The sequence below is a fragment of the Glycomyces sp. NPDC047010 genome, from assembly GCF_040644205.1.
Classification (GTDB): domain Bacteria; phylum Actinomycetota; class Actinomycetes; order Mycobacteriales; family Micromonosporaceae; genus Glycomyces.
In genome coordinates this window covers 126,373-148,156 of record NZ_JBEYVY010000013.1, presented here as the reverse complement: position 1 = coordinate 148,156, position 21,784 = coordinate 126,373, and the positions used below count along the sequence as shown (strand labels likewise).

Here is a 21,784-nt window from a genome sequence, read left to right as displayed (position 1 = left end):
TCAACTTTACTAGGCCCAAGCCGCAACCAACTACGCGCTGGTTTCGTTAAGTAAGCGTGGACATAGGCTCCCTACTTACCCAGCTCATCCCTCCGGTAATGACCGTGGCCGTCGCGATCTTCGGACTAATGAACCGCGACCACGAGCTCAAGAAACTCAAGGGCTACACCGAGGTACTCCAAAGCCTCCCGGAAGAATCACAAGCATACAAATCAGCACTGAACTTGATCGCCAGCCATATCGCCAAGATTGATCGCCTCGAAACCGTAGGGCGGCGCGATCCAATGCGGGCACTATCCGGAATGTTCTTTGCTCTGGTTTTCGGCTATATCACCGTTTGGCTTATGGTTCGCGGAGGTTTTTGGCAGGTGCTCGCAGCACTGTCGATGCTTCTAGCGTTTGCCGGTTTTGCGGCGATTATCCAAGCGCTGCAAATCGTCGAGCGTGATAAGAAGGGAAAGCCCATTCATGGAACCCCTTTATAGAGAATGCTAGGGCAATGACGGGATCCGCCTTTTACCTCATCGATCACTCGTGAGTACATTTCACATCGAGGCAGATCCGCACCATACAGCAACTGGAGCAGCTGCGTTGATCGCTGCTCTATCGCCGTGCTCTACCCATGTTGCCCCCAGTCCTCTCGCCTCAGGCATCTCTCCCGCCTCGAACTCAGCGATGGCAGCGGATGGTGCCCGCGACGCAGTCAGAGCACTCCGCGGTCTGGCCGGCCACGATCGTCTTAGAATCAGTCGCGTCCAGGTAGTGGTGGCCGGGGTGTCGTGAAGGATGCACAGCTTGGCGGTACGCGCAGGATCCGCCCCTTCGAGGCTGGCAAGCACCTTGCCGGTCAGAGCTGCTCGCCAGGAGTGCTCGGCAATGCTTTCCGGGTCCTTGATGCCGGCGATCCACCAGCCTGAGCGGCGAGCACGCTTCAACGCAAGTGGTGCTCAGCGTCATCATTACAAGCGAGGCCCGACACCGGTCGCCGACCTCCTCCACGAGGGGCGGCCGAATCTGCAGTGTGGCAGCTCGCCCAGGCTTGAAGAGCACCCCAACAAGCGCCGACGCCGCAGGCACCAAGAATCCGAAGCAATCCTGCATCGAGCGCAATGATGCAGTCAGTTCTAACCATCCCCAAAAAACGGGGCCGCCAGATGGAGACGCCGAAAGGAATAAGTTTCCGCTGCTCAAAACCCTGCGATCCGACCTGTCGATCCATACGAAACCTGATACAACGGACAGCCCCTCGATGAATCCTGCAGCCATCCGGTTTGCGTCTTCGGGTGCTAGACACGACGAAGGCCACCAAAATTCTGGTTATCGGGTACCGCTTCCTCATTGCGAGCAGCGCAAATCCGTCTTCCGGAGCCGCAAATATCATGCTCAGCCAGAGTGCCAATAACCGGGGCTTGGCCGAGGATCTGGAGAAGGAACCGCGCAGCTCTGAGAACAATCTCTAGGTGACGGCCTGCTGGACATGGGACCTCGTGGTCGAACCTCAAGCGGCTATCATTTGTTGATTCGGTCCCAAACCCCCGAGGGGCCTGCACTTCTGGAGGCTCCGACGCTGCCACAGGACAAGTCGCCCGTATCACTGGGCGCAGAACTCTTCGAGGGTGTTGACCAAGAACGGCATCAAGGGCATTTTGGTGAGTCCGTGGTGCGGGCGATCTGCGCCGCCGCCGGCTTCACTCTCGCGCCATGGGAACCAGATAACGGCATCGACTTCTCGATCAGGCGCCTCAGCGGGAGACTTCGGCGAGGGCCGGTCTTGGACGTGCAGGTCAAGAGTTCCAGAACCATGAAACTGGCCGGAGATGACTGGCGGTATGAGCTTGACGAGCAAGCATTCCAAGACTTGTCAAGGACTGACAGCCAGGGTCCGCCAGCGTACTTGTTCTTGGTGAGGGTTCCGAAAATCCAGCACGAATACATGCCGTCCGGTATGCCTGGCACATCATTCAAGGCAAAGACCTACTGGCACTCACTTGAGGGCATGGACGACGGAGTTCCACACAAACGAAGTCGTACCATCTCGGTACCCTGCGAGCAGGTTCTCACCGTTGAAAGCTTGATCGAGCTCTACAACAAGGCGTGCCAGGGGTTCACGCCAACGGTGCCAGGTCAGATGAGGGGAGGGGTCTGATGGACGAGAGCAACCTGCAAGTAGAACCGAATGTTCTTATCTCGTATCTCACTTCCAGGCGTTGGCAGCCAGTGGCCACCTGGCGTGGAACCACTGTCTGGGAGCAAGGCCCGGAGTCCGATCAACTCATGCTGCCGGATGAACCCTATAGTTCGTCGGGCCGCCGACTACTTCACCAGGCGCTGGCGGAACTTGCTGCAACGGAGGAGCGCTCTCCAGATCGACTGCTCGCCGATCTTGCCCGGCCTCGCGTCGATGTCCAGCGCTTCCGCTTGCAACCGCACACTCCGTCGGGAACGATCCCGCTGTCGCATGGCCGTAAGGCAGTTGAGGCGATCTACCGAGTTCTTCGTGACGCGGGCCGGAACGCAATCGAAGGACCCCGTCTGTACCACAAGAATAAGCCAGTGAACGCCGTCCAAGATTTTCTTGACCGAGTGCAGCTCAACCTTACTCTGCCTGGTAGTTACATTTTCTCAACCAGTATTGGTGAACGCAATTCAGCACGGGAACGCATCAAAGAATATGCCGATAATACTGGATCACCCATACCGGTACTAGATGAAGTGGTGGAAGTTCCCTCTGACCATGAGATTGCGGTAAATCTGCAGTCAATGGTCACCAAGGCGCATGATGTTGCAGAGAAGCTTGCGGAAGGTGTAATCATCAGCAACCCGTCCGACCTGGGAGTTTCATCAAATCTCTGTTTGGCCATCGCCGAATTGGGTGGAGAAAGCAGGGATTACCCGTTCGAGATCAGCTTTGACTGGGGGTTCGGGCATGACAATGCCCCATCGAGCTCTTCGGTTCCATTCACCGAGCTTATGGCTGATTGCCTGCATAGTTTTGGCAAGCGACTTGAGCAACTTGCTCGTTCCGGCCCAGCACTGGTCGAAGGAAAGGTCATCGGATTGCACACCGAGGACCAACTCTTCCGGCGTCGGATTCAAGTTAAAGGCATCGCGGATCGCGAAGGGGAGCGAGAGGATATGACACTCTGGGTGTTCGTATCGGAGCAGGACTACGGACGTGCAATTGATGCGCATCGGAATGGGCTGAGGGTGCAAGTCGAGGGCCGAGTCACCGCGGAGCGTGGCGGATACCGGATGTACTCGGACTCAAGCCGATTTCGGTTGCTGAGTTTATAAGCTTCATCGCCAGCAAGCTAGCAGCGCAGTACAGGCGGTTTGACAAGCATTGGTCGCTTGGACCCTCTGAGGCACCGGGCCCGCCGCCTTCGGCCTCTCCAACCTGATGCCGCGGCCTACCCCTCCCCGTCGAGCAGCATGTTGAAGACCTTGATCGGCGTGCGATCGAGGACGAAGGTGTCTGAGACGGCCACATGGGCCAGCCCGCGATCGCGGAGGGCCGCAGCAGCACCTCGAACTGCGGCATTCCAGTGCGGCTCTTCATGGCGCCATAGAGGGTGCCCGACCACGACGGCCGAACCAGGATCCTCGCGTGCGACGAGCACAGGCAGGCCTGCGATGGTCTCCTGCTCAATCTGGAAGTGCGGCCCGTAGCCCTCCGCAAAGCTCTGCATCAGCGCTGCGGTGCGATCGGCCCAGCGTGATGGATCGAGGGTGTGCCCGAGTATGAGGTCGACGACGTCGAGGCCGAGTCGCCAGTCTAGGGCCCAGTGATTGAACCGGTTCTCATAGTTGCGAAGGCAACCAGGACATGACGACGTGCATGCCTGGCCATGCGGAGCATTGCGAAGCCTTCGTCCGGTTTCATCCCGGATAGATTTGAGGAGCATCTCGAACGTCGCCGACTCACCAATCTCCAAGGCGTAGCCGGCTCCGTTGTCGAGGGCATCCGCGAGAAACACGCGCGCCGACACAGTGTCGCCGCAGAGCGTAGGCTGAATACCCACCTCAAGTTCCGACTGCTCGATGTCGAGGTACTCCTTCGCGGCGTTCCTGAGCAGCTCGGCGAATGACAGCAGTGCCCCCTTTCCTGCAGGACAGGCCCACGGCAGAGTTGCGATGGCCCCTTCGGGGAGCTGAAGTGCATCGAGTTCGAGCAACAGGACGTCAGTTCGACGCACTTCCCCGATTGCGGCCGAGCCGAGCGGCTGACCGCCGGTCCTCAAGAATGGCGGCAGCGGGCGCCGGTACAGGCCCTGGTTCCTAGCGATGACGGACCCGTCGGGCTGCCTGGTCAAATCGAACAGCTTCCGATTGTTGTCGTTCACTGTGACGACTTCGGCCTGCTCCATAAGGCGCAGTGAAGCGCCATGCAGTCTGGTCTCTCGCCCTAGTTCGGTATTGGCGGAGAGTTCGGAGTACCCCGCATACATAGGGGTGATGTGGGCGTCGTCGTAGTCGGGCTGGCTGTAGATCGTTCGGTAGCCCTCCGGCTGGTAGAGCGAGAACGCACTCATGTCGGCGCGGCAGACCGAGCATTGGGACAACTGTCCAGCCGGCCGCGCGTCGAGGCTCCCGCACTGCCCGCAGCGGCGGACCGGCAGGGGTGTACCGAGAGGATCTTTGGCCTCAGCGGCTGCACCGACGAAGTCGTATGCAGCGAACCCGATAGCGAGGTGCTCGGCGCCATCCTTAACTACCACCGCTCCCGGCGCGAACGCCGTGATCGACATGCGGAGGTCGCGGTCGGCGACAGTGCTGGACTCCGTATCGTCAGTGCTGCGAACCGGCTTAGAGTAGAGCGGACGCACACGAGTCGGGAAGCCGAACATCGGGAGCACACCAGCGTTGGCAAGAAGTTCGCTGAGTTCCGAGTGGCCGAAGTACGGGTTACCAACGGCATCGTCAATCTCGCCTGTCAAGTCCTCGCGCGCCCACACCTCCAATCCGTCCGCATCCAGGGCAGTGAACGCGCTGAACCGCTTGCAGACAGCAGGAACCTCAGCTGACGTGTGGAGCCACTCCTCGACGCCCGCGCGCCGCTGAGGCCAGTCGTCCGCAATCCCGAACGTGCCATGGATACTTTCGCCGGTGCGCCGTGGCGGGTTCGGCGAGGCGAGGAATGCGCGCCGCAGCAGTTCCGCGGCAATGACCCGGCGCACGATCCGGGGGCGGGACAAGTCGATGAATGGGGGTGGCGGGTCTGCCGCAGTCATCTTCTCGGGGGCCTGGAAATAGTAGTCGTCGTGCGCTCGATCTCGTGACACGGTAACAGCGAACGAGAACGGTTGGCCGGATCTCCCGGCGCGGCCCACGCGTTGCTGGTAGTTAAAGCGCTGCGGCGGCATGTTCGCCATTGCCACCGCCCGAAGAGAGCCGATGTCGACGCCGACTTCCATCGTGGTAGTTACCGAGAGGAGGTCGAGCTGGTCAGCCAGTTCGCTCTCCTCCGGATAAGGGAGGACAGCGCCTTTGAAGAGCCGCTGGCGGGTTCGCTGGCCCGCGAGCCCGGTCTGGCCCGTCAGCTCGGCGATCCGCATCCGGCGAAGTGGCTGCGAGGCCAGCCAGCCATAGTAGTCAGGCGTCTCTGCGCGATCCTCCTCGCCGAGAACACCATTGAGACATTCCTCGTTCGTGCAGACGCCACCCGACGGGTGCAAGTGGACTGAGCCGCAGTTTCCACAGATCCATGCCTTATCGCTGGGCATGCGCAACTCGAGCGAATCTTGACCGGTCTGCGTCCTAAGCGTCCACACGCCGTCGGTCAGTCCGTTCGACCTGAGGAACTCGCCGACGTTTACCGTTAGCTGCTTCCAGTCGATCCGGTGCCTCGCGGCGACCCGCTTAAGATAGGTACCAATGGCCTTCGGTGCCGCATTGGACCGGGCCACGTACCCGCCCTCGAATCGCTTCGCGATTCCTAGTAGACGAATCACGCTTGCCAAGACCTCAGCGGCAGTATTCGCGGAGAACCCCCAGTCGTCCGGGGCAGGCGGTCTAGCATGGACAACGCCGAGTCGGGTGGATTCCAGGTCGCGAGAGGCGCGGTCAAAAACGGCTTCGGCTACCGCCGTTGCAATCAGACGGCGTCGGTCGTGTCTGATCGGACGTGCGACTGCATCCGCAAGCGGCTCCCAGGCGTTCGGGGCTGGGGGATCGTAAGCGCGGTACCAGGGTGCGTCGCCTTCGCTGTGCTCCACGGATGGGCCGGACCCGGCGGGATTCACGCCAGCCTCGATCATCACTCGTTCGGCCTCGTGGATCAATGTCGCCCAGGGCAGCGACTCGGCTTCGCGTTCTGCCGCTGCGATCGTCGAAAGGTCGGCAGGGTCTGCTGCGCCGACATGATCGAGCCGCAGCTTGTCGTAGAGTTCTTTCCGGGTCGAGCGAAGCTGTTCGGCCTTGTCGCGGTCGGCGCCGCCGAGTTCTCCTCGAAGCAGCGCGCGCAACGTCGGGACCGGGTTCTCGCGGCTGTGGAGTAGCTGGCGCACGACCTGTCGCACCTGGTCCCGGAAGTTGTTCAGCGCGATGCCCGCCGCGATCCGGGCCGAATCGTCGCGGCTGTCCGTGAAGACAATCGTTTTCGACTCAGCCGCTTCGGAGCCAAGGCTGCGGAACAGCTGTGACACAGCCATCTGGTTCAGCTGGGACCGGCCAGAGGTGTGGGCTCGGATCGGCGACCGCACACTGCCGGAGAAGTAGACCGTAGCGTCGTGGTTGCTCTGGCTCCCTCCGCATCGCGGACAGGACTCGGGCAGTGCCGGCAGCGTAAGTCCGCTGTCCTCTCCGGCGTTGTGGCTCAGGATGACCGCGGGGGTGCCGTCGCTGGACCCACCGAGAGTCAGGAAACCGAGCTTCGGGTTCCAAGTCGCGGCGCCGAAATTGGTCACTACTTCCCTGCGGCTCTCGTCCAAGTCTGCGGGCAGTCGGTGTCTGATCGGCGCGTCGGGCACCGGCGAGCCGAGCCAGAGCCACCGGTACTCGTTGTCATTGCGCCGGAAAACGAAGTCGCCCGAGTTGTCGCCCGGTGCCACTGGAGTGGTCGAGAGCACCACTTCACCCAGGCCCGGTCGGTCGACGAGGTAGCCGCCGAGGCTTACGTCGCCACATTCGAAACAGTAGAGGAGCTCTAGAACCCGCGCCCCGCAGTCGGCGCAGGTCGACCGCGGGGTGTCGTACATCCGGCCAATGCGACGCGGCTCCGAATGGGCACCGCCAGCGCAAGAGGGATCGGAACAAGCCCACATCCCTCGCATGCCGCGCATCATCACATGCCCTCGGAACTGCAGGACCGGATCAGGGACTGCAGCGAGGCCTTCGAGCATCACAGCAAGCGCCTCGTCACGCATGGGGTCATCGCCGAACAGGCGGGCGGCGACCAAGTCGACCCGCGTGGCCTTCAACCTCGAATCTTGCGGGTCCGTGCACGCCGCCGCAACCGTCTCTGCCCAGCGTTCCCGTTCGGCAGCTGGGGCCAGGTCCGCCGGTCCGACCCGCAGCACTTCGTCTGCCCTCGGCCTTCCGCCTGGGATCGGAGTCCGGGGCTGCCCCGACTCGATCACGAAGGAGGCGCGGTCGACGCCGAAGAAGCGCTCAAGGTACTCGAGGCCGGAGTCGTCCCCAGGCAGTGATGCGCTGGTCGCAATGATGCGAAACTGGTCGGACGACGATTCCAGGCCGAGCCGTGAGGCGAGGTTCCGCACGACCATGCCGACCTCGGCTCCAGTGCTCCCTCGGTAGAGGTGCAGTTCGTCGACGACAAGGGTGAACACATGGTCTGCGGAGAGCTGGAGCCAACGCCGTGTGGACTCGAAGACCGGCTCCTCGATGTCGCGCATGAGCATCACGTTGAGCATTGAGTAGTTCGTTACGAGGACGTCTGGCGGCGTCGTGATCATGTCCCAGCGGGTGATGAGTTCGCCAGCACCGGGATCCTGGAACTGGCTCATGAGGTCGGCGTTGCCGAGTCCGGCCAGGCGCGAGTTCAGCCTCGCCAGGTCCCGCATGTTGCGGGCGACATCGGACGTGCGTTGCGCTGAGACTCGCCCAGTCGGAGGGGCCCCTGAGCCGGGGGTGGCGCCGGTATAGCGGCCGAACCAGAGATCGATCGGCGTCTCCTGCTCGCGCAGCGCACGCACCGCGCGGCGCAGGCGCGCAACTTGGTCTTCGACCAGAGCGTTCGTTGGGTACATGATCACCGAGCGCACCGCTGCCGGAGCCGGTCCCGGGCTTCGCGCAGGCTGCCACTGCTGGGATTGGCGCTGCAGGTCCCACCACTCGTGAATCGGAGGAAGCGCTGTCTCCGACCGCTTCTCGGTAGCGATACGTGTCAGCAGCGGAATGAGGAACGACTCGGTCTTCCCTGACCCAGTGCCCGAGGTCACCACCGGGTTATGCGCGGCGCCAGCGGCGAAGTGTACCTCCAGCGCGGCGGCCTGATGTCCGCGGAGTTTTGCGCCCGCGAGCGATGCACCCTTCAACCCAAAAACGGCTCTCATGACATCGCCGAGATCGCGGGCGTTGACGCCTGCGCGCTGCGCAGACTCTTCGGCCGAGGCAACACCGTCGTAAGCGAGTACCGGCTCGAGCATTAGGGGAGCGAACAGGTTCCCCTGACCGTCGAGCAGCAGACGTCGTCGCTCTGCGGCGAGCTCCTTGTGCCGCAGTGCATATGCGGTGTCGATGTAACGGAGGAACGCGTCCTGGAGGTCGGCGGCGATGTTCACCGGAGTTGGAAACGACATGGCACCTCACTGTCTCACGCGGTCGAAAACGATGTCGGCGACCGCACGCGGGACGGACTGATACTGCAGCATCCAGTGGGAGCGAATTTCTCTCGGCGCGCGTCCCGAGCAGAGCGACAGCACTCGACCGTAGAGCCCGGGCAGGCCGGCGTCGAGTGGAGCGACCACCGAACCGCTGCGTGAGTTGTAGCCGACGAGTGGGTCGCCGGCCCACATGTTTGCGATGTGCTTGACGATCTGGGCGTTGCCGATCCCGAGGGTGCCGCGTTCGACGTCCTCCGCTGATCGGACCGCATAAGTCGAACTGAAATCCTTGAGCCTGTATGCACCGACGCGTACGAGGTTCCCTGTCGGCTGCCACGATGCCGAAGCCGTATCCCAGAACTCGGCGGAGCGGTACTTGGGGACGGCAGTCCGGTGCAGTGACACAGCGACCTCGCCGAGGCGGGGAAGTGAGGCAGCGATGGTCACCGCCGGTGAACTCTCCAGCACGTCGATGCCCAATTCTGCGAGCGCTGGACCAGGAAGCGCGCCGGCGACCTCGACACGGACGAGACCCGCGTCCACACCGGCGACGACCTTGCCCTCCGCACCGAGCATCTCGGCAAGGCGATTAAGCAGTCCGGCTGATCGGCTCCCAACCAGGACCCATTGCGACTCCGCGATTGGAAGGAGCGTCGAGGCGTTCACAGCCCACTCCTGCACTTGGAGGTAGTCGCCCCGCGCAACATCTACATGTCCGACTGTCTCCAGCCGGCGCAGGAGCTGGTCCGCGTACAGTCCCGAACCTTCGACCTGCGCCGCAATACGCTCGAAGGCTCCGAATGACCCCTTGCCAACATGGCAGAGAGCGTCGAACGCCGCCTCGAAACGAGGCTCTGTCGAGTCGGCCACCGGCGGAACCTCCGCAGGGACAACCACCTCCCTGCTCGCCGACTCCTTCTTCCTCGCGGCCCAATGTGTACCTGCGAACCGTTTGACGAGTCCACACAGTTTGCATTCCCCTGCAATGCTCCTGGTGAGCGGCAGACCCGGAACGAATGGCGGGAGTTCGAACCGGTGGCTGCCCGTCACCAGACAGGATTCGTCCGGCATCGGGACTCCTACGCGGACCGAGGCGTAGGCGGCTGCTGAGTCGCCTCGCTGCCGGGGCATAAATTCGCGCATCGGCACGGCTAGCCGCTCAACCGGAACAGGAAGTGCGACGGTTCGCGCGCCGTTCACGAAACGGGGCCACTTCGCCGGACCGGCGGTGAGCGGCCATCGCAGTCCGGTATCGGGTGAGTAGACCAGGCGGATGTCGACGTCTTCGACTCGATACTGCGGTGTTTCCGCAGAACGCAACCGGAGCAGCGCTGTCGAAGCGGCCCGGCTCGCCCCGTCGGTGAACATGGCGACGACATACTCGCCATCAGAGAGCCCCTTGCCAGCTAGCGGCAGGACCAGGAGCTCTCCCTCCTGCGACGCCAGAACAGCTCTCTGGCTTTGGTCGATCCGCGTGCCTTGATAAACCGCGACCTCCACAGATCCCGCACCTGCAGCGAACGCCACGATCTCCGGCGGGTCCGATGCGGACCACTTGCGTAGCAGACCGGGGAGCGCGAAACCGCCGCGCAGGGTAAGGCTCGTCCGAGCACGCGGCGCGAGTGGAAGTAGATCATTGGGCGCCTCAGTCGGCGCAGAGATAATTTGGACATGCTGGTACACGCACCATCCCTCGGGAGTTCCCGGCAGGTCCACGATTTCCCAGCCGGGCCGGGCATGAGCAGCAAGATAGTCATCCACACTTCGCCGGGCCTCTTCGCGGGCCACGACGATGCTGTCCTCTCCGAACGAGACACGCTCAACCTCAACAAACGCGCCCTGAAGGTCGTCCCAACGCAGCGGGGCGACACGTCTGGGACGGCGGCCGAACGGGCGGCTGTTGTTGTCACCGAATTCACCATCAAGCCGCTCCCCCACAAGCGATACCGCACTTACGCCCTCCACTGCGGAAAGCCGCGTTGAGCCGCCTGGCCCCGCGACGGTGGGTACGGTCACCTCACTACCGCAAGTACGAAACCGTGCCATACCTGGACCTTCCGAGCGGTGCGGGAGCATCAGATTGAACGCAATCGACCTGCGGGGGAAGGTCCGCATGAACGCAAGCAAACGCGTCGCGGCCACCTGCCGATCGGATCCGATGGTTTCAACCCCGGACCCGTCCCAGACCTCAAGTTCCAGGCATGCAGCGTCAACGATCCGCTCGCGGGCGGCTGCCACGCGCCAAAGACCCAACAAATGCGAACTCAGCGGGCTCGCCGTTGCTGCTGCGTAGGGATCTATTGCGGTCGTCATATCGGCCGGTGAAATGCGAATTCTCGGCGTCATTCCTTCGAGTGCGAAGACCTCGTGCAGGCCGCCGCGGTCATGTTGGCGAACAACCGCTTGCGACATCGGAAGCCCGACGTACGCGTGCCCTCCGACGGCGTATGCGGTCGGGATCCCGCGCTCGCCTTCCCAAGCCTCAAGCCAGGAGTTGAGCGAGTCCCAGAGCAGTTCAGCATTCTGGCGGTAGTGCTGCTCGACTCGTTGGCGGTGGAAATCCGGAACGCGGAGGAGACCATGAAGACGTGAGTAATAGTTGTGCGAAGCGAGGTTGCCATCAGCGTGCATCTGCTCGGCTGCCAGGGACAGCAGGACGAGCAGAGGGAGAGCAAACGGCGTCTCAAGCGGCTGGCGCCTGTGACGGTGAGCGGCCTCAGCCTGTAGACGAAATGGGATGATGCCGGATTTCTCGATCTGTAGCGTCGGCCTGACGACTTCCGCCAGGGCATCGACGTCGAGGCGTTTGACTTCCGACTCCACGAGAACCTTCTGCAGCGTCGCAGCATCAGGCAGCGCGTATACCGGACGTCCGGCCTGAGCAGAGCCGAACATGATGTCGGCGATTGATTCGCACAGGCGCTCATATTTAGTTTCCATGGTTGGGCTGTTCGAATACCGGTGGATGCGCCGCCGGAGTGAGGGGCTCGGTCATAGCGTCTCCTTGCGTGCTCGCTGGCCGGGGCTAGTCCTTGGCCTTCCGCCCGATGCCTTCACCGATCGGAAGCCCGACCGAACTGCTTAGTCCGCGGAGCAACGGTTCAGCGATCGCCTTGACGACGCTCGCATTAACCGCGTTTCCCAGCGCCTTGTACGCATGAACGTCGCTGTCGGGCAACTTCAGGGAACCAAGGCTCTGCAGGACCGCGCATTCCGCAGGGGTCATGTAGCGTCGCACTCCAACCAGTTCCCGACCGAGAATCGGGACCTGTGTGCTGGTCATCGCAATCAAGCTCGGCGCCGTCGTTGGACGTTTAACTCGGACCCCGGACGCTCGAACCTGCAGCACGTACTCGTCGATCTGCCGCACTCCGCCCTGGACGTTCCATTCGAACTTCTGCAGGCTCGACGGAAACGACCAGGGACGCCACTGCTTCATCCAGGGCGCTATCCACTCATCGTTAGCAAGGTAGAAATCGCGGTTCTGACGGATAAACGCCTGCTTCCAGGATGGAAACTTGAAGTCGCCCCGGCGACGGGAATGACTCGGAAGCTGCTGGTATTGCGATTCCTCTGGTAGTCCACGGAGCGGGGAGCCGAAGCTACCCAGATAGTGATCCAGCGCCTGGGGTCCTTGCGCTTTCCAGAGGGCAGGGGGTGTCGCATCGTCGTCGAAAGGATACGTTGCACCAAATTCCATCGACCAAATCGGGAATGACGGCAGTTTTTCGACCTTGGCGACTTCAGACAGACGCAGGAAGTCGTCCCACATGTCTATCGCCTGGAGCGTTCGCGGCTTGATCGCTCGCCCTGCTTGCGCGGAGCGATCGAGCACAGTTTTGATATTGGTCTCACGGCGGGTCGGGACGGGCCACTCGAATTGGTCGAGACCATCGAGAGATCCAACAAAATACGCGCGCTCCCGGATCTGCGGAATACCGAACTCATGGGGCGAAAATTTGTGCACTTTGACTGCATAGCCAATGCTCTCGACCTCCCTCTTGATGGTATCGAGGGTTTCACCGCCCTTGTGCTTGAGAATGTTCGGCACGTTCTCAAGGATGAAGCGGCGCGGCTTCTTCTCCTTGAGAATATCGAGGACTTTGAAAAACAGCTGCCCCTGCAACGTGTGCTCAAAACCGAGCTGCTCACCGGCTTTGGAGAACGGCTGACACGGAAACCCCGCGGTGAGAACGTCATGGTCTGGGATTTCGCGAGCGATCGTCTCCGCATCGCTGAGGTGGTTCAGGTCCGACCAGGCTTCCAACTCGAAGTTTTCCTGGTAGAGAGCGTTGAGCGTTGGGTCCCATTCGGCCGCGAAGACGCCCACACCCCTGAGGTCCTTAAGCGCAACGTGAAAGCCGCCCAGGCCGGCGAAGAGGTCGGCGAAGCGGAAGTCTGCGTTGGCCTGGTCCATCCGACCTCCTTTTAAGTCCGAAGTTGCTAGATGTGGCTTAGGTAAACCCGTCCGTCCTACGCGACACCGAGGTCCGCTGGTACTGCGATGAGTACCGACGGGAACGCTCCGGGTGCCGGTTCTGCCTGTCGAAAAGCAAACGCGCAGAATGAAACGAGTCTAAATCTAAGGTCTTCGAGAAGTGTAGAGCACCGCCTGAATGCGACACAAGACCTCCTGGCCTCATTGTCGACGTTGCAGGCGAAATTACGCGGGGTTACGAACGGTTTTGCCTGGTCCGTGTAGCGATTACAACCACCAGCAGGGGCGTAACCAAGCTGCTTGGTGGATTCGGCGATCACTCGGTCCAGCGCCAGGGACCTAGCCGACAAGCCTCACCTCCTCAAAGACAACCTGTGACTCGATCTGCACCTTGGCTGCGACATCCTGGGTGCGTGCTGCTCTGCCGGTGTCGAACGAGGTGGCACAGGTTCGGCTGATGCGCTCGCAGCTCCCGGCCAATCGAAGTACTCGATTGGAGATTCGAATCGGGCCGAATTCATATGGTCCGTCTTTGATGTCTGGGCACCCGGATCAGCGGCTATAGCCCCTGCCAAGCATTCTCTTCACTGCATCCGAGACCGGGAGGATGCCGAAGATATTCGCCCACTGGTGCTGGTCGTGTTCAGTAAGGGAGAGTGGTTCGATCGCGGTGGTAGTAATGGCGAAGTTGAATTGGCGGGTGGGTTTGCCGCTGCCGCTGGTGTAGTCGAAGTGGCCGAGGTAGGTGGTGATCTCGGTGAGGTTAAGGCCGGTTTCTTCTTTGACTTCGCGGGTGAGGGCGGTGTCGAGGCGTTCGCCGGGGTCGACTTTGCCGCTGGGGAGTTCCCAGAGGCCGCCCATGAAGTCGTCGGCGGGGCGTTTGAGGAGGAGGACTCGGTCTTCGGTGTCGGTGATGACGGCGCCGACGACGAGTTGGATGATGCCGTCTTCGGCTGCTTGGGCGGTGAGTTTGTCGATGAGTTGGTCATCCATGCTGGGCTCCTGTCTCGATGAGGTCGGTGTGGTGGGTGCTGACTTTGCGGAAGGCTTCGAGGTATGCGTCGGCGGTGTGCTGGTCGTCTTCGTGGTGCCAGACGGGGAGCTTGATGGTGTTCGCGTGGAACGCTTCGGCTCGGGGGAACTGTCCTGGAGCATAAGCGAAACGGCGGGAGAGAGCCGGGAACAGCGGGCCGGGTTCTTGGAAGAGCGGGAGCAGGTTCAGCGGGCAGGTTGAGCCGGGACGGTCGGCTTCAAGGGCGCCTTCGGCCTGGAGAGCTTCGAAGTAGCGGTTGAGGGTGAGCCCGTTGAGCTGGTCGGGGCGGTAGCGGAGGATCAGGCCGTACCAGGAGGACCGGTCGCTCTCGGCGGGAGCGATCAGTTCGATACCGGGGACGTTGCTGAATCGGTCGCGGAGGTAGGTCGCGGTCTTGTCGCGGCCGGCGAGGTAGGTGTCGAGGTTGCCGAGTTGTTCAAGGCCTATCGCGGCGGCTAGCGGGTGGATGCGGTGTTTGAGGCCCATGCCGGTGACTGCATAGCGGTAGAGCTCGTCGGTCTTGGGGATTTCGTTGCGGCAGCGCTTGTTGTACTGGCCGTGTAGTAGTGCGCGGTGGTAGATCTCGGGGTCGTCGATGAGGAGGAAGCCGCCTTCGCCTGCGGAGAGAGGCTTGGGACCGTTCATGCTGAAGGCCGCGGCGTCGCCGAACGAGCCGATCCTGCGGCCGGAGGCGGTGGCGCCATGGGCGTGGGAGCCGTCTTCGAAAAGGCGCAGGCCGTGGAGGTCAGCGATCCGGCGCAGTTCGATGATGTCGGCGGGGATGCCCCACATGTGGGTGACGGCGATGGCTCTGGTGCGGTGGGTGATCCGCGTGAGGACGTCGGCCGGGTCGAGGTTGCCGCGCTCGTCGCACTCGGCGAGGACCGGTGTCGCACCGAGGTGCAGGAGCGGCGTGACGGTGGCGAAGAACGTGTAGGCCGGGACGATGACCTCCATGCCGGGGCCGATCCCAGCGGCCGCGTACATCGAGTAGAGCGCCGCAGTTCCTGAGCTGGTGAGGAGTGCGTGGCGGACACCGAAGTACTCGGCGAGGGCGTCTTCGAGGTCGGCGATGACGCCGGAGCGGTCGTAGATCGAGACGGCGCTGTCGAGCTGGTCGGCCACGGCTTTGCGCGTGGCGTCGGTGATCGGCGGCCAGGTGAAGTGCGGGCCGGGCCGATCGATGGCGGGCGCGCCGCCAAGTAGGGCGAGCGGGGAGGTCACAGGAGCTCCTTCGGGTTGACGGCGATGCGTCGGCGGACGGACTCGTAGCAAGCGGTGATGAAGGCCAGGTGCGCGAGGTGCTCGGCCGGGCCGCTCGGGTTGGTTCTGGTGCCGTTGATGACGCGGGCGAAGTGGTCGATCTGGGCGGTGGCCGCGGCCGGCCAGGACTGCTCGCGGGTGAGGGATTCGATGACGTTGCCGTGGTTGTCGAGGCGGCGGATGCGGCCGCGTTCGAGGGCGACGATGCCTTTGGAGCCGACGAGGCGGATCTGCTCGCATTTGGGACCGATGAAGCGGGACAGGAGCGCGGAGCCGTAGAGGCCGGAGTCGTACGCGAAGTGGACGAGGGCGGTGTCCTCGGCGTCATAGGCGCGGTCGGGCCGGGCGGAGGCCGAGGTGTCGGCGATGATCCGGTCGGGGAGGCCGAAGTACCAGAGGATCATGTCGACGAGGTGGTAGCCCATGTCGATGACGCAGCCGCCGCCGGCTTGGGCGATGCGGCCTCGCCAGCCTTCGGACGGGTCCTCGATATGCAGCGTGTACTGGGCGTCGATGACGATCGGCGTACCGACCTGGTCGGCGAGTTGGATGAAGCTGGAGTAGATCGGGTTGAAGCGCCGCTGCAGGGTGACCATCAGCTTGATCCCCGCGGCGTCGCAGATCGTGGCGAGTTCGCGCGCCTCTTCAAGACTGGTCGCGAACGGCTTCTCCTTGAGCACGTTCACGCCGTGCTCGGCGGCGCATTCGACGACATCGCGGCCGACATGATGCGGCACGCAGACGACGACCAGGTCGAGGGCTTCTGACGCGAACATCTCGCGATAGTCGGTGTAGCCCTTGACGTGCAGTTCGTACTGCAGTTCGTGGATGACGTCGGGGTTGTCGTCGCAGATCGCGACGAGTTCGACGGCGTCTGAGGCGGCCAGGCCGGGAAGGTGGTCTTCGCGGGCCTGTGCGCCGAGGCCGACGACCGCGGCTCTGAGTGTCATCGGGTCAGTCCTCTCGGGGGTCGAGTGACGGAGCTGGTGGGGTGGGCCGCCGCGCCCACCATGCGCGGCGGCCCAGGGGGCGGCGCCGCCGGATCGGCGGCGCCTGGGGAGGCGGGTCAGTCTGTGGGGATCGGGATGTTGCCCCGGGAGACTCGTTCGGCTTCTCGTCGGCGGGCGCGCTGGAGGTACCACTCCAGAGGCCGGCGTGGTGCGGAGGCCGGAGGCTCGACGTCCCATTCGGGGCGCTTGCCGAGTACCAAGGCGAGTCCGTGGCCCGTCATCGCCGACGCTCCGTGTAGACGTGCGCTGCTCGGACCCGCTGGACGTTGAGCCATGTCGTCGGGCGGCCGAGGTCGCCTGACCACTCGACTTCGAAGCGGTTGTTGGCGTCTGAGATCTCACCGGACGTCTGGTCGTCCTCGGAGAACAGGAGGATGAACCCGTCACCGAGCTGGGGGTCGACGTAGATCTCGACGTTGACGTGATCGTCGGTGGTCCAGAACCTGCAGAAGGTCATCCGGTCCGGAATCTGCAGCTCGACGGTCGAAGTCTCATCAGACACCATGCCGTCGTGAAGGCCGGTCTCGCCGTTCATCTCGACTCCCGTTTCGTTCGGCGGAGGCGGATCGGGAAGCGGCGTGCGCGCCTCGGTGATCCGCCATTGCATCGACAGCGGTCCCGTTCCGTTGGGGTTCCGGCACAAGCTGTCACATGTGTAGCCTGGAGCAGGACATCAACGTGTTCAAGCACTTGAAACGGACAAGCCAACCCGTCCAATTGCTGGTCCGATTGGGACCGGATCGGAGGCGAAGTGCCGAAGCCACTCAAAGCTCAGGACCCCGGTCGCAGTGTGGATGCGTGGGTCGGCGCCGAGCTGCGCCATCGCAGGTTGCAGGCCGGTTTGAAGCAGGCGGAACTCGCCGACTTCGCCAAGGTCGACTCCTCGCTCATCAGCAAACTGGAACTCGGGGTCCGCGGGCTGCAGGCCGACACTGCCCGCCGCCTTGATCAGGTGCTTCGCACCGAGGGTTTCTTCCAACGAGCCCTTCCGCTCGTGGAGCGGGAAAAGGACAAGCGCGCCGAACAATCGGACAACCTCGCTGAAACGGCCTCTGACACAGGCGGAGCGCCCCTCCTCAGAGGCATGCTGGAGTCTCGCGTTTCTGACGATGTCAGGGAGGACAGTGTGCATCGACGTGATCTGCTGGTCGCGGCAGTCGGCTTGACCGGACTCGCCGCCCAGGTGGCGCAGTCCTTGGAGCAGCGGCTCGAATTCTTCGAGCTGGACGTCGACGACGATGCGCTGCAGCAAGTCGAACAGGCCGTCAAGGCACTCGCCCGCAGCAATCGCCCCGCTGTGGAGACGCTGCAGTCCGCGCAGCAGGTGGCAGCTCGCGTCGCGGTCCTGGCCGACCTGACACGGCGTCCCTCGAAGCTCACTGCCGCGCATCGATCCGCTGGGCAGCTGCATGGGCTCATGGCCTCGTCTGCGTTCGACCTCGGGGAATGGGACGCCTGCGACCAGATCAGCATCGCGGCTCGCACCTACGCCTCGCTCGGTGAGGACGACTCGCTCCAAGCCTGGGTGCTGGGCCTTCAAGCATCGGCCGCGAACTGGCGGTCCGATCCCGATGCGGCGCTGGTCTTTCTGGAGGAGGCGTCGGTGCTGGCTCCGAAGGGCGAACCTGCGCTTCGTGTTCGGGCGATCATGGCCCGCTCGTTCGCTCTGCTCGGCGACGTCAGCGCCCTGCGCAGGCTCCTCGGCGATATCGAGGCCGAGGGGACCCCGAACTCCGAAGACCGGCTGGCCGGCCGGATCGGCGGCGAGTTCGCTTTCGGCGAGGCCAGGGCGGCGGCGTGCCTGGCGACCGCCTGCCTCGACTCCGGGCTCGGGGCCGAGAGCGAACGCTGGGCAATGAGGGCGCTCGAAGCCATGGACGCCACGCCGTTCTCGAACCGGAGCGTCTCCCAAGTCGCCGGAGCCAGGATCGACCTGGCCGCCGCGCAACTGCTGTCCGGCCGGGCCGGTGAAGCGGTCGCGCTGCTGGAGTCGGTCTTGAGGTCCTCGCTGATCGGCAACGCCTCGATCGCGGGTCGGCTGCGCCGCGTCAGGGGCATGCTTGCCCATCAGCGGTATCAACGGGATGATCGAGTCCGCACCGTCATCGAGGTGATCGATGGCTCCACCGGTGCCGACCAGAAGGGGTGACGACGTGCGACTGCTCGTCCTCGGAGGAAGCCAGTTCGTCGGGCGGGCGATCGTCGCCGAAGCGCTCGCACGCGGCTGGGACGTGACCACGTTCAACCGAGGCCGCTCCGGTCTCGATCTGCCCGGCGTCGAGGCGGTCCGAGGCGACCGCGGGAACCGCGCCGACCTTGAGCGCCTGGCAGCGTCGGGGACATGGGACGCGGTGGTGGACTCCTCCGGTTACGTGCCACGGAACGTCCTCGAAGTCGCACGCGTCCTGCAGCCGTCGGTGCAGCGGTACGTCTTCGTCTCGACCCTCTCGGTCTACGAGGGATGGCCGGTGCAGCCGCTGACCGAGGAGTCGCCGGTCCTGCCATGCCCGCCCGATGCCGACGAGACGTTCGGGACCAATACCGAGAACGGCCCCACGCAGTACGGCTACCAGAAGTCCGGCTGCGAGGCCGCGGTCCTGGAAGTGTTCGGGACCGCGAGCAGCACGCTCCTGCGCGCCGGCGTCGTCCTCGGCCCACACGAGTACGTCGGTCGCCTCCCCTGGTGGTTGCAGCGCATCGCCCGCGGCGGACGTGTCCTCACCCCGGGCGACCCTGCCCGGAGCATCCAGCCGATCGACGTCAGGGACATCGCGGGCTTCGCGATCAATGCGGTCGCGAACGGCGTCGAAGGGGCGTTCAATCTGACCGGTTCGGGTGAGGCGACGTTCGCGGACTTCCTCGACGCCTGCGCGAAGGCAACCGGTGTCGTTCCTGAGCTGGTCTGGACACCTGATGAGGTGCTGCTGGAGTGCGGGGTGCGGCAGTGGTCGGAGCTGCCGCTGTGGCGGACTTCGCCGGGGACCTGGGACGTCAGCTCCGCGAAGGCGCGGGCCGCGGGCCTGGCGACCCGGCCGATCGCCGACACCGTTCGGGACACCTGGGAGTGGATGCACGATGCGGCCCTCGAAGTAAACGACAGGTCGGCCGAGATCGGCATCGCACCTGAGAAGGAACAACGCATCCTCGACCGGTGAACGCTCAGTTCCTGCGGGGCTCGGGTTCGAGCAGTGCCGAGTCAGGCCGGTGCGCGGGGATCTCGTCGGACACGTTGTTCGCGTATGTGCAACTTAAACCATGCTGTTCAGGCCACTTGGCTTTCAAGTGACAATCCAGTTCATGCGTTGCGTGGCTCGGCCGCGGTCCGCATCAGGGATGCAAGGTAGTCCTGGGTCTCGGGGTCGGACGAGTACAAGATCGTGCCCCGCAGCCCGCGTGTGAGCAGCACCTTGTACGTGTTCCGGATAAGTCGGTCGGCCTCGGCGTCAGCAACCTTCTTGGTGATTGCCGGGTCGCGGTTCGCGGCGCGGTTGGTGATCAGGCGGCCGTCGCGATAGATGAGGTCAGGCCCGATGATCACGCCGTTGTAGTCGTACTCGAACCCTTGGGCGGTGTAGACGCAGCCGACCTGACCGAAGCCACCCTCATGCGTGGCCCAGAGAACGGACGGAGGTGCGGTTCCCACCGAGCGATCGCCGTAGACGTTCCACGGCCTGGACCAGTCACCGATCTCCACATCGTGTACGAGCGTGCCGTCTGTCTTCGGTTTCGACCACTTCCAGCAATAGCCGGCGGTCATGCGCGCGGAGTAGCCCTCCTCAATGTGCATAGAGAGCCGGGATTCCAGTGCATGCGGGGTTCCCACCGTTTCGACGGTGAAGTTCTCGTCGCCGGACCACACAACCGGCTGCTCGCCCCCCAGCTCGAGAAGTCCTAGTACCCAGTTCTCATAGAGGCGTGATCCGCCACAGCGGTACTGTGCGTCGAGTTCGACCTCATGGACATCAAGGCCCCGCGCGATCGCATGGGCGCGGATGTCGCCTACAGTCCCGAGTTCACCCGGGCGGACGATCTGGTGCTCATCAAGCAGGAACACCGGCACACGCGCAGCCGAGATCAACTCGTCCAACTGCGCCCGACCGGAGCGATCCTCGGCACGTGTGTAGCGGTTCGCAGAGGTCTCGCGGATTCGGTGCGCTTCATCGCTGATGAGCACATCAAGGTCGTTCGGGGTCGCCTTCATGAAGCTGTTGAAGTACTTGAACAGATTCTTGGTCCTGGTCGATCCCCGTGCCACGTAGCGACGCAACGTCTCCGTGAAGGACTTGGATCCAGTGGCGTGCATCGCGGCATAGTCCCGGGCTGCCATATCGGCGAGCAGGGAGAGAGCGATGACGCTCTTGCCGGATCCTGGGCCTCCGGTAACGATCACCACGGTCTTGTGGTCAGAACGATGCGCCTTCTCCACGGCATGGCGGACCAGCTCGAACGCGAGACGCTGCTCGTCGAGCAGAACGAAGTGGTCGCGCCCCTTCAACACCGGCGCGGCGTGCCGAAGCAACTGCTTCGTGGGTCTGATGCGGGCCGCTTCGAGACGGTCCGCCGCAGCCGCACCCGAAAGCGGCGCGAACACGCTCGCCAGATACTTCAAGAGCTCGCCTCTTCGGCTGGCGGTGAACATCCGCGTCGGGGCGGCTCCCGAATCACCGAGGAGGTCGAACACATCGCCGTCCTGCGCGTAGTGGAGGTAGGCGATACTGTCGACCTGCGAGGGTTGCAAGCCTTCTGTGAAATCAAGCAGGTAGTCCCGGTAGGTGTTCGCCTGCAATGCAGGGTGCAGCTTCGGCCCACCCCGCATCCCTGGGACAAGTACTAGATTCGGATCGTCTTCGAACAGCTCCGCCGAGCTCCACTGTTTGAGTTCCACGATGACGTAGCGGTCTTCACCGCCGTGCCCGATTCCCGCCAGGACGACATCGGCGCGTTTCGCCGTGAGCGGCAGTCGGTGTTCAATCATGAGTTCGACACCGTCCAGGCCAACGTCTGCCAGGTCTTGGACCAGCATCGGAATGCTGCGCTCCCAGGATCTGATCTCGCCCTTGTTGGGCTTCGCCCCGCAATGACGAAGGTACTGGTCTGTGATTACCACGCTGAGCTGAGGACCGGGCAGGAACGCAGGGTCGACCGGAGTCAGGCTCTTCACGGACCGTCGCAGAACCGCCAATGGACTTCCCCCAGGCACACGAGAAACTCGTGCGGTATGGGGGCATATCCGTCCGTTCTCGGCGGAAGCCCGGCG

General features: G+C 63.3%; 14 protein-coding genes. 5 read left to right on the top strand and 9 right to left on the bottom strand.

Features of this window, described 5'->3' with window-relative positions; translation table 11 throughout:
* The first annotated feature begins 98 nt into the window (after positions 1–98).
* Positions 99–485, top strand: a complete 387-nt coding sequence (locus AB0A65_RS23790; protein ID WP_359954532.1) for a hypothetical protein — start codon at positions 99–101, stop codon at positions 483–485.
* 60 nt (positions 486–545) lie between these two features.
* On the opposite strand, the gene AB0A65_RS23785 is transcribed toward AB0A65_RS23790, so the two are convergent.
* Positions 546–935 (bottom strand): HD domain-containing protein, encoded by a 390-nt coding sequence (locus AB0A65_RS23785; protein ID WP_359954530.1) that lies wholly within the window; start codon positions 933–935, stop codon positions 546–548.
* A gap of 722 nt (positions 936–1,657) precedes the next feature.
* Between AB0A65_RS23785 and AB0A65_RS23780 the strand changes: the two genes are divergently transcribed.
* Positions 1,658–2,146, top strand: a complete 489-nt coding sequence (locus AB0A65_RS23780; protein WP_359954528.1) for a DUF4365 domain-containing protein — start codon at positions 1,658–1,660, stop codon at positions 2,144–2,146.
* Positions 2,146–3,294: a hypothetical protein gene (locus AB0A65_RS23775; protein ID WP_359954527.1), complete on the top strand. Its 1,149-nt coding sequence runs from the start codon at positions 2,146–2,148 to the stop codon at positions 3,292–3,294. The genes AB0A65_RS23780 and AB0A65_RS23775 overlap by 1 nt, the downstream gene beginning before the upstream one ends.
* 116 nt (positions 3,295–3,410) lie before the next feature.
* Here AB0A65_RS23775 and AB0A65_RS23770 read toward each other — a convergent pair whose 3' ends face one another.
* The 7 genes from AB0A65_RS23770 to AB0A65_RS23740 all read right to left on the bottom strand — a co-directional run bounded on the left by AB0A65_RS23770 (position 3,411) and on the right by AB0A65_RS23740 (position 17,134).
* The gene (locus AB0A65_RS23770; protein WP_359954525.1) at positions 3,411–8,741 is read right to left on the bottom strand and encodes a DEAD/DEAH box helicase; all 5,331 of its coding nucleotides are present in this window, start codon (positions 8,739–8,741) and stop codon (positions 3,411–3,413) included.
* A gap of 24 nt (positions 8,742–8,765) precedes the next feature.
* Positions 8,766–11,723 carry a hypothetical protein gene (locus AB0A65_RS23765; RefSeq protein ID WP_359954523.1) on the bottom strand — a complete coding sequence of 986 codons (2,958 nt, stop codon included), beginning with the start codon at positions 11,721–11,723 and terminating at the stop codon, positions 8,766–8,768.
* Positions 11,724–11,808: 85 nt separating this feature from the next.
* A complete protein-coding gene (dcm, locus tag AB0A65_RS23760; protein WP_359954521.1) occupies positions 11,809–13,200 on the bottom strand; it encodes a DNA (cytosine-5-)-methyltransferase in 1,392 nt (463 codons plus the stop codon).
* 573 nt (positions 13,201–13,773) lie between these two features.
* Positions 13,774–14,214: an NUDIX domain-containing protein gene (locus tag AB0A65_RS23755; RefSeq protein WP_359954519.1), complete on the bottom strand. Its 441-nt coding sequence runs from the start codon at positions 14,212–14,214 to the stop codon at positions 13,774–13,776.
* Positions 14,207–15,478, bottom strand: coding sequence for a DegT/DnrJ/EryC1/StrS family aminotransferase (locus AB0A65_RS23750; RefSeq protein WP_359954517.1), 1,272 nt, complete (start codon positions 15,476–15,478; stop codon positions 14,207–14,209). Before AB0A65_RS23750 ends, AB0A65_RS23755 begins: the two co-directional genes overlap by 8 nt.
* The gene (locus AB0A65_RS23745; RefSeq protein ID WP_359954515.1) at positions 15,475–16,467 is read right to left on the bottom strand and encodes a Gfo/Idh/MocA family oxidoreductase; all 993 of its coding nucleotides are present in this window, start codon (positions 16,465–16,467) and stop codon (positions 15,475–15,477) included. Before AB0A65_RS23745 ends, AB0A65_RS23750 begins: the two co-directional genes overlap by 4 nt.
* Before the next feature lie 277 nt (positions 16,468–16,744).
* Entirely contained in the window at positions 16,745–17,134 is a 390-nt protein-coding gene (locus AB0A65_RS23740) for a hypothetical protein (protein WP_359954513.1), read from the bottom strand.
* 144 nt (positions 17,135–17,278) lie between these two features.
* On the opposite strand from AB0A65_RS23740, the gene AB0A65_RS23735 reads away from it, so the two are divergent.
* A complete protein-coding gene (locus AB0A65_RS23735) occupies positions 17,279–18,676 on the top strand; it encodes a helix-turn-helix transcriptional regulator (RefSeq protein ID WP_359954511.1) in 1,398 nt (465 codons plus the stop codon).
* Positions 18,677–18,680: 4 nt separating this feature from the next.
* On the top strand, positions 18,681–19,682 hold the full coding sequence (locus tag AB0A65_RS23730) for an SDR family oxidoreductase (protein ID WP_359954509.1): 1,002 nt from the start codon (positions 18,681–18,683) through the stop codon (positions 19,680–19,682).
* 140 nt (positions 19,683–19,822) lie between these two features.
* Here AB0A65_RS23730 and AB0A65_RS23725 read toward each other — a convergent pair whose 3' ends face one another.
* A complete protein-coding gene (locus AB0A65_RS23725) occupies positions 19,823–21,688 on the bottom strand; it encodes a DUF2075 domain-containing protein (protein ID WP_359954508.1) in 1,866 nt (621 codons plus the stop codon).
* Between the last annotated feature and the right edge of the window lie 96 nt (positions 21,689–21,784).